The 8,264-nt window shown below is 36.3% G+C and carries 8 protein-coding genes and 1 pseudogene; 4 read left to right on the top strand and 5 right to left on the bottom strand.

Annotated features, from left to right (window positions below):
• Positions 1–25: 25 nt before the first annotated feature.
• Entirely contained in the window at positions 26–706 is a 681-nt protein-coding gene (locus tag A3G9_RS0109080) for a VIT1/CCC1 transporter family protein (RefSeq protein WP_002818299.1), read from the top strand.
• Complete coding sequence (locus A3G9_RS0109085) at positions 703–1,386, top strand: VIT1/CCC1 transporter family protein (RefSeq protein ID WP_002818298.1); 684 nt, start codon at positions 703–705, stop codon at positions 1,384–1,386. The genes A3G9_RS0109080 and A3G9_RS0109085 overlap by 4 nt, the downstream gene beginning before the upstream one ends.
• Positions 1,387–1,587: 201 nt before the next feature.
• Here the strand turns inward: A3G9_RS0109085 and A3G9_RS0109090 are convergent, their stop codons facing one another.
• Positions 1,588–1,950, bottom strand: a complete 363-nt coding sequence (locus A3G9_RS0109090) for an ArsR/SmtB family transcription factor (protein WP_002818297.1) — start codon at positions 1,948–1,950, stop codon at positions 1,588–1,590.
• A 76-nt stretch (positions 1,951–2,026) separates the two neighbouring features.
• Positions 2,027–2,656 carry a cation efflux transmembrane domain-containing protein gene (locus tag A3G9_RS0109095; protein ID WP_002818296.1) on the bottom strand — a complete coding sequence of 210 codons (630 nt, stop codon included), beginning with the start codon at positions 2,654–2,656 and terminating at the stop codon, positions 2,027–2,029.
• A gap of 422 nt (positions 2,657–3,078) precedes the next feature.
• Here A3G9_RS0109095 and A3G9_RS0109100 point away from each other — a divergent pair, with 422 nt between their 5' ends.
• Entirely contained in the window at positions 3,079–4,521 is a 1,443-nt protein-coding gene (locus A3G9_RS0109100; RefSeq protein ID WP_002818295.1) for a sugar porter family MFS transporter, read from the top strand.
• 131 nt (positions 4,522–4,652) lie between these two features.
• Here the strand turns inward: A3G9_RS0109100 and A3G9_RS1000000110160 are convergent, their stop codons facing one another.
• The 3 genes from A3G9_RS1000000110160 to A3G9_RS0109115 form a co-directional block, all read right to left on the bottom strand.
• Entirely contained in the window at positions 4,653–4,784 is a 132-nt protein-coding gene (locus A3G9_RS1000000110160) for an SEL1-like repeat protein (protein WP_002818293.1), read from the bottom strand.
• Positions 4,748–5,479, bottom strand: coding sequence for a tetratricopeptide repeat protein (locus A3G9_RS0109105; RefSeq protein WP_002818292.1), 732 nt, complete (start codon positions 5,477–5,479; stop codon positions 4,748–4,750). The genes A3G9_RS1000000110160 and A3G9_RS0109105 overlap by 37 nt, the downstream gene beginning before the upstream one ends.
• A 335-nt stretch (positions 5,480–5,814) precedes the next feature.
• On the bottom strand, positions 5,815–7,809 hold the full coding sequence (locus A3G9_RS0109115) for an ABC transporter ATP-binding protein/permease (protein ID WP_002818289.1): 1,995 nt from the start codon (positions 7,807–7,809) through the stop codon (positions 5,815–5,817).
• A 298-nt stretch (positions 7,810–8,107) separates the two neighbouring features.
• Between A3G9_RS0109115 and A3G9_RS1000000110065 the strand changes: the two are divergent.
• A pseudogene (locus A3G9_RS1000000110065) lies at positions 8,108–8,264 on the top strand (ISL3 family transposase); the annotation flags it as partial.

Raw genomic sequence — 8,264 nt, forward strand, 5'->3', positions numbered from 1 at the left:
CATTTTTATTTATATGGAGAGAAATATGAATTTAGCTGAGAAGATAAATGTTGTCCGGGCGAGTGTGATGGGGGCAAATGATGGCATCATTTCAGTAGCTGGGATTGTTTTGGGTGTCTTTGCCGCGACTCAGGGTCGTACTAATGATAATTGGGTAATTTTTGTTGCCGGATTTTCCGGGACAATTGCCGGCATGATTTCGATGGCAGCTGGAGAATATGTCTCTGTACATGGGCAACGTGATGCCGAAAATGCTGCGATTGAAAAAGAAGAAATTGCTAATCAGGAATCTTTTAATCAACAAATTTCTTTGGTAAAAGATTTTTTAATTAAAGACGACATTTCAAAAGAACTCGCTCAAAGGGCTGCCAGCGAAATGATGAAGACCAAGCCGATTGAAACAGCTGTCCGCGTTAAACACGGATTTAATATTAGCGATAAAATAAATCCTTATCATGCCGCTTTGGCTTCTTTTATTAGTTTCCCGATTGGTGCTACCCTGCCAATGTTGGCAATTTTAATGGTTAACCGTTCTTATAAGGTTGCTTCGACCTATTTTGGGGTACTGCTTGCCTTGATAATTACTGGATATCTGGCTGCTCGGATTGGCAACAATGACCGAAAAAAAGGTATTACTAGAAATGTCCTTTCCGGTTTATTTACAATGACAGCTACATACTTAATTGGAAGGTTGCTGCATAAATGAAAAATTCCAAAAACAAGCAGACTTTAGAGCAGCGTTTAAACAAGATTAGAGCTGGTGTCCTTGGTTCCAATGATGGGATTCTAACGGTTGTCGGCGTTCTATTTTCAACGGCTGCAGCAACGAGTAATAATTTTTTAATTCTGGTTGCAGGCTTTTCCGATTTGTTATCCTGCGCTTTTTCGATGGCAGCTGGAGAATATGCCTCCGTCTCTGCGCAACGCGAGATCGAAAGAGCTGTTATTAAAATTGAACAAAGGAAAATTGATCGTGACAAAAATTATGCACGTAAAACGATCGCTAGAAACTACATCAGTTGGGGAGTTAACAGAGAAACTGCATATTTTATTGCTGATGAATTGATTCAAAAACATGAGATTGAGTCGCTTGTTTCCGCTAAATATACTTTAAAAATCGGCGAGTATGTAAATCCATGGGGGGCGGCTTTTAGCTCTTTGATTAGTGCTGCTTTGGGTGGTTTGTTTCCACTACTGGCAATGCTTTTATTGCCGGGCCATCTCAAATTTGCCGGAACAATCGTTGCAACGACTTTTGCTGTTGCTCTTACTGGAAGTTTGGCAGCCAAACTTGGCGAGTTTCATTTGCGGCCGGCAATTATTCGAAATATTGTGATCGGACTGATAACTGTTGCAATTCACTACTATATTGGAAAACTTTTTTGATTCTCAGGAGTGCTTATACGATAATTTAACTTGGGAATAGCAAGAAAATTAAGAAATTAATATATAAATAAAGACGAAAATCTCCAGGATTAGACCTGGAGATTTTAATTTACTTTAAAAAATTGCTAATAAACGATTACCTAGCGAATATACTTAAATCTCAATATTATTGCAATTATATTCAACCTTTAAAACAAAAAATCAATCATCAACTTCGCAAGTGTTATCAATTAATTGTCCGTTGTGTTTTCTTCCTAATAATATGTGGTCGACATGATTCATTAATTGATTTAGCGTGGTGATAATATGTGGATCATCTAAACTATAATAAATTGATTTTCCCTTTCTCTTTTGACTAATCAATTGATAATCCCTAAGCCGTTGAAGTTGATGGGAAACATTGGACTGTTCAATGTTTAAAATATCAGTTAATTCACTAACATTGAGTTCGGATTGCTCTAAAAGATAAAGAATCTGCACGCGGGTCGAGTTGGCTAGAACTTTTGCAATTTTGGATATTTCATCTAATTTCGCTTGATAAATTAAATTTAATTTTTCTTTCATGTGAAAATGAGGCCTCAATCAATTCGTTAAAATAATAATAGAATAGATTACTGTAAATAGCACCTTTACCCAAAATTTAAGAGGCTTTGGTGGCTTCTTGAAAGGTTTCATACCCTTCACTGGCAATAAAATAAACCAGCATCAAGGCAAAAATAGAGTCGGCCCACCACCAGTCGAAAATAAATGTAAGTAAAGTACCGACCAGAACAGTTCCAGCCATATAAGCACAAGTAATATTACACATTCCATCTTTTTTTAATGAAACAGAAGCCAGTTTTTCACCCAAAAATCTTTTTCTGAAAGTTAAAAACGGCATCAAAATTATCGAGGCAAGGGCAATTACAATCCCAGAAAAACTTGGCCTGGCTGCTTGATGAGATAACAGATTATAAAAAGATATTAAGGCTATATAAGCAGACAGTAGCAAAAGAATCGTTCCAACGATCAAAGAGGATCTTTGTTCCGCCTTTTTAATTGCGCGTTCAGAAACATTTTTCACTTCTTTTTTCAAACGCCAAATCAGTGTTGTACCGGAAATAATTTCCAATAAACTATCTAAACCAAAAGCCAGTAGAAGAATTGAGTTTGCCTTAGCGCTGGAATAAAAAGCGACTAGAAATTCAAAAGTCATCCAAGCAATTGAAAAATATTCAACATTAATACTTGCTTTAATAAAATTATTTCGTTGGTTGCTGATAGTTTCCATAAAAGAATTCACCCCTTTAATATATGAATATTATTTCATATGAAGTATAAAACATATTAAATTAGAAAACTAATCTAATTTATTCCAATGTCGCTTATAGAGGCTGAATATCAGGTGATTGAAATGTTTTCATTTAAAAATTATTAAACTCACGAGCATAATAAAATCATAAATAAGGCTATTGATTTGTTGCTTTTTAGTTTTGTTAAATGTATAACGAAAAAAGAAGCTTTAAAGAGTGATGTTAAAAACCCTTAACAAAGTTTATTAATTCTCTTAGGTATTCGTTTTACGAAAATTATCTTCTTTAACTAGTTTTTAGATAAAAAAGGAATGAGTTTTATGCTTTTTTAGTGACTAAAAAATTTAAATATTTTATAAATTTAGGATGATTTCAGGAGGAAAATAAAGAAACAAAAATAATGGAGAATAAAGAATCGGACATATCAAATATAAATTATAATTTGGATTTTTCTATAACAAAATCCAAAACCGAAAGACATTTAAAAACGATAGCTCTCTGCGTCACTCTTGGAGGCTTGCTTTTCGGAGTTGACACCGGGGTTATTAATGGGGCACTGCCCTATATGGCTAAAAAACAAGAATTGAATCTCAATGCGGCAACCGAAGGATTAGTTACGAGCAGCATTACTTTGGGAGCAGCTTTTGGGGCAATATTTGCTGGAAGATTAGCAGATCGTTATGGACGAAAAAGGATTTTATTTTATCTATCGATTATCTTCTTTTTTTGTACTGCAATTTGTTCATTGGCACCCAATGCAATAATTATGATGATTTTTAGGTTCTTGCTCGGACTAGCTGTCGGTGGCGCATCGGTGATCGTCCCAACTTTCTTATCCGAAGTGGCAACAGTTAAACTACGTGGACCTCTAGTTACCCAAAATGAAATAATGATCACCGGAGGCCAGCTGTTAGCTTTTGTGGTTAATGCGATTTTAGGAAATATTTTTGTCAACGTATCCAATATTTGGCGTTACATGATTGCTTTTGGCATGGTTCCTTCTGCCTTACTTTTTATTGGGACATTGATCGTTCCCGAATCTCCCCGTTGGTTGATTATGAAAGGCAAAACCGAAACCGCTCTAAAAATACTAAAAGGAATTCGTTCAAACAAGCAGGAAAGCCAACAGGAAATTACTCAGATTCAGGCTGCTCTAAAAAAAGAAAAAGAAGTCTCCCATATAAGTTGGCATGATCTTAAAAAACCATGGATTAGAAAATTAATTATTCTGGGAAGCGGGCTTGGAATTGTTCAGCAAGTCGTTGGAATCAATATCATTATGTATTATGGAACAACCGTATTGATTAAGGCTGGTTTCACTCACAATATCGCTTTAATTACGAATATAGCCAACGGAATCGTTTCCGTCTTGGCAACCTATACTGGTATGCGCTTAATGAATCACATCAACCGTCGGAAAATGTTGCTAACTGGAATTACCGGTACCGGTGGTGCACTGGCACTAATTACACTATTCTCGCAAATGCTGCCGCATTCAAAACTGCTGCCAGTATGTGTCGTTTTCCTGACACTTATTTTTTTGAGTTTCTTTCAAGGATGCATTTCACCAACAATTTGGCTTTTAATGTCGGAAATTTTCCCTCAGAATCTGCGTGGCTTGGGAATGGGAATCTCGGCCTTCTTTCTTTGGATGGCAAATTTCCTGGTTGGTTTTCTTTTTCCAATATTTTTGACCTATTTTGGTTTTTCGATAACTTTTGGAATTTTCGTCCTTTGCAATTTAATTTCTTTCATTTTCGTCTATAAATTCGCTCCGGAAACAAGAAATAAATCACTCGAACGCGTTCAGTTGGAACTTAGAGCGAAAATAAACAAGCATTGATTTTATTATTTCAGTTTTATAAGACTAATTATAAAAGCCTGCTTTAAAGCAGGCTTTTATTTATAACTATCAATAATATAAAAATAACGGAACCAAACATTTTTGCTTGATAATAAACGCAAATAATACTATCAAGAATTCTGTTTAAGAAGAGCGACTTCTTTTTGCGAAGCATTAAATGCTTTTTGGTACCACTGTTCCGCTTGCTGATAATCTTTTGTCACTCCTAAACCATTAGCATAAAGATTAGCAATTGACGACATACTTTCAATAACTCCCGGTGCTGAAACATCATCATCATTCGCTGCACTTTTTTATACCAACTCATGGCTTTTGAATAATCTTGTTTTATTCCTTGTCCTTTTTCATATATCTGCCCCAGAGAATATTCGCTGGTTATATCCCCTTTATTCGCTGCTTTTGTATACCATTTTACGGCCGTAGTGGTATTAGCCTTTACTCCATAACCATTCAAATACATATAAGCCAATTTGCGATAACTCTTCATGTAGCCTTCAGATATACCCTTCTTAAAATATGCGAGGGCTTTTTTGTAATCTTTTTTCACAGTTTTTGAACCGTTCAAATAAACATTTCCAAGCGTATTAGCAGCCATGCCGCTATTCTCTCCATGTTTATAAGCTCTTTTTGCCCAATAAAGTGCCTTTTGGTAATTTTCTTTGACACCCATTCCGTTAAGATATTGCGACGCAACTTGGCTTTCGGCTAAGGCAGATCCCAATTTTGCCGATTTTTTCCAATCAGCGACGGCTTTTGTTTCGCTGCCATTATTAAATTCTTTGACAGCCGTATTGTACAGTTTCTTGGCTTTTTCTTTATTCGTTGTCTCAGCAAATACTTGAGAAACAGTTTGGTTATTGCCAAAGATACTGAAGGGCAAACGTGTTCCGAGCAATAAAAGACATATAGATACAAATAAAAAACTATGTTTTTTCATAAATAATCATCCCCTGAAAAGATTTTATTTTAAAGATCCTATTAATTAAGTCATTACTTATGAAGGTTTCAAAACCAAAAATAAAAATTTTAGCTTGCTGGACTATCATCCAGGTTTTGCTTAATATTTGAGAGTTAGTGAAAATATTTTACTGATATACAAATAGTACGCTAATTGTAATCGTTTCCAATAAAAAAATTGATAATTGAAATAATAAAAAAACAGGCCTTCACCTGTTTTTTAAATCTTTTAAAATTTAAGCTCCGCGATCAAAATTTAGAAGTGATTATTATATCCGAGCCGAATTTTCATCCCTGCCTTTGATGTTGCACTTTTTATTCTGTGGCAAGCGAATCAATCGGATCGAGTTTTGCTGCTCTTCTAGCAGGCAGCAAAGCCGCCAAGAAAGAAATAGCAATTGCAATCACAAAGGCAAAAACGACATTGCCAGGTGTAATGACAACCATATTGGCCTTAGCCAAACCATAAAGCAGTTTATTAGCGATTGCCCCAATCCCAAAAGCAAGAACCAACGCCAAAACAGCTGAGAACAAACCAATCAAAACAGATTCTCCGGTGAATAGGCGACTTATATCTTTTTTGCCTTCTCCAAGAGCACGCAGCACACCAATCTCTTTGGTTCTTTCGGAAACACTCATGTACATTGAAACGATAATCATTAAAGCCGAAACAACTAAGGAAATTGCTGCAATTGCCGATAACACATTGGTTGCTAATTTAACATACGAACTTACAGTGTTAAGAACATCACCAACTGTAATTGCGCCAAAAGTATACTTGCCGTCTGTTTTAATATTGTTTATTTTTTTAGCCACTGTTTTCGTTGAATCGATTGAATCGGCATTCACGGAAACAAAATTCGGATCGGTTATAGCACCGGCCTTCTCCAACATACTTTTCATTGTTGAATAATTTGTACCGGTAATAGCACCCGATTGCCCGCCATTGGCAATTCCAACAATCTTCAAATCTTTTTGCACAGTTACTGCTTGTTGGTCTTTATTAATCCAGGTAAAAGTCAAAGTAACGGTTTTGCCGATTGCTTGCTTATACTTTTTTGTTCCCAAAAAAGTTTGCGCCTGCGACTTGTCAATCACAATCTGATTTTCACCCGGTTTTTTACCAACTTTGACCGTGTTACTGGAATAAGCTTTTGTCCAGGTCTGCAATCCGGTTCCCGATACAGGATTTTTAACCCCATCTAGCTTCAAGGTATATTGACTAAATTGATAGCCCGGTTCAACAGCACTAACCTTTTTTAAGGCTTTAAGTTTCTCCAGCTCACTTTTTTGAATCAGCATAGACGAAGGATTTGAACTCGCCTGTTGGACTGCCTTCTCAAATTGAGCCTGACTCATTTTCTTTCCGGAAGTGTTTTTCATAACCGTTACCGAACGAGGGTTTACAAGTGAATTAATTTGGCTGTTAATAAAAGCCGTAATTCCATTGCCCAGACCAGAAAACAGCAAAACAGCAAAAATACCGATTCCAGTTCCCAGCATAATTAGGAAATTACGCCAGAAGTAATACATTGTATGTTTATAAGCGTTCTTGTAAGCGGCCGGCATTCCTAATTTTTTAGAAACAAGTCGGTTGGATTGTTTGCTTGGCACCGAGTATTTCTCTCGATTTGTCTGATCTTTATCAATCACCCCGTCAGACATATGAACAATTCTTGTCCCAAAATGAGCGACCTCTTCAGAGTGAGTAACCGCAATAACCAACTTTCCGGTTTTGGCGATTCCTTCCATAATTTCAAGAATTTCATCGGTATTTTTTGAGTCTAAGGCACCGGTTGGTTCATCGGCAATAATAATGTCCGGATCCGACGAAAGAGCCCTTGCGATCGCAACACGCTGTTTTTGACCACCGGATAGCTGATTAGGATGCTTCTTGATATGTTCTTCCAAACCGACTTGTTTAAGCAAATCCTTGGCACGTTTTTCTTTCTCGGCCCGTGTCAAAGTTGTCATGTCCAAACTAATAAGAATATTATCCAAAACAGTAAGATGAGAAATTAAATTAAAACTTTGGAAAATGAAACCAATTGTTTGCCGGCGATAGGCATCCATTTGTTTTTCCGTGAAATCACGAGTCGATGTTCCATTTAAAATAACATCACCTTGGTAATCGTGATCCAATCCACCGATAATATTCATCAAGGTCGACTTGCCACCACCGGATTCTCCCAAAATACTGACAAATTCACCCTTATCGAATTTTAAATTGATTCCCTTTAAAACTGGAAATTTCTCAGTTTTGTTCAGTGTGTAGGACTTGTGAATGTCTTTTAATTCCAAATAGGCCATTATTTCTCCTTTGTTTTAATTAATGAATACATGATGTCGAATTCTTTTTCAATGAGTTTTGTTATGTTTTGAACAGTTTTCTCAGAAACAAAATTAATTGAAAGATTATTTTTTATTGATCTGCTTTAATTTTCCCTTTTAATCTTTTTAAAACAATTTTGGGTCTAGAATTTTTGGTGTTGGAAAGTATTTCCATTCCAAAAGTACTAGGCCCTTTTTGATAACAAAAAAAGGCATCTAAGCCTCCCTAGTGCTATGCTTTAAGCGACGAAACTCAAGATAAGCGGGGTAGGAATAGATATCNCAACTAGATAATACACTTAAATTACTGGGAATTACAGACACAAACATTCAGGTGTTCGGTACTCGTGATGAATTTCATGGTCGGGGCTCGGGTCGCAAAAAGTATTTGGTCATCCAGGCAGAGCTTACCTACACACTCAGGCGCTGTCCCA

Source organism: Oenococcus oeni DSM 20252 = AWRIB129 (assembly GCF_000372485.1).
In the GTDB taxonomy this organism is placed as follows: Bacteria; Bacillota; Bacilli; order Lactobacillales; family Lactobacillaceae; genus Oenococcus; species Oenococcus oeni.

Coding starts and splice junctions, on each gene's coding strand:
- A3G9_RS0109080 (WP_002818299.1), top strand. CDS start 26: ATGAATTTAGCTGAGAAGATAAATGTTGTCCGGGCGAGTGTGATGGGG.
- A3G9_RS0109085 (WP_002818298.1), top strand. CDS start 703: ATGAAAAATTCCAAAAACAAGCAGACTTTAGAGCAGCGTTTAAACAAG.
- A3G9_RS0109090 (WP_002818297.1), bottom strand. CDS start 1,950: ATGAAAGAAAAATTAAATTTAATTTATCAAGCGAAATTAGATGAAATA.
- A3G9_RS0109095 (WP_002818296.1), bottom strand. CDS start 2,656: ATGGAAACTATCAGCAACCAACGAAATAATTTTATTAAAGCAAGTATT.
- A3G9_RS0109100 (WP_002818295.1), top strand. CDS start 3,079: ATGGAGAATAAAGAATCGGACATATCAAATATAAATTATAATTTGGAT.
- A3G9_RS1000000110160 (WP_002818293.1), bottom strand. CDS start 4,784: ATGTCGTCAATTGCTAATCTTTATGCTAATGGTTTAGGAGTGACAAAA.
- A3G9_RS0109105 (WP_002818292.1), bottom strand. CDS start 5,479: ATGAAAAAACATAGTTTTTTATTTGTATCTATATGTCTTTTATTGCTC.
- A3G9_RS0109115 (WP_002818289.1), bottom strand. CDS start 7,809: ATGGCCTATTTGGAATTAAAAGACATTCACAAGTCCTACACACTGAAC.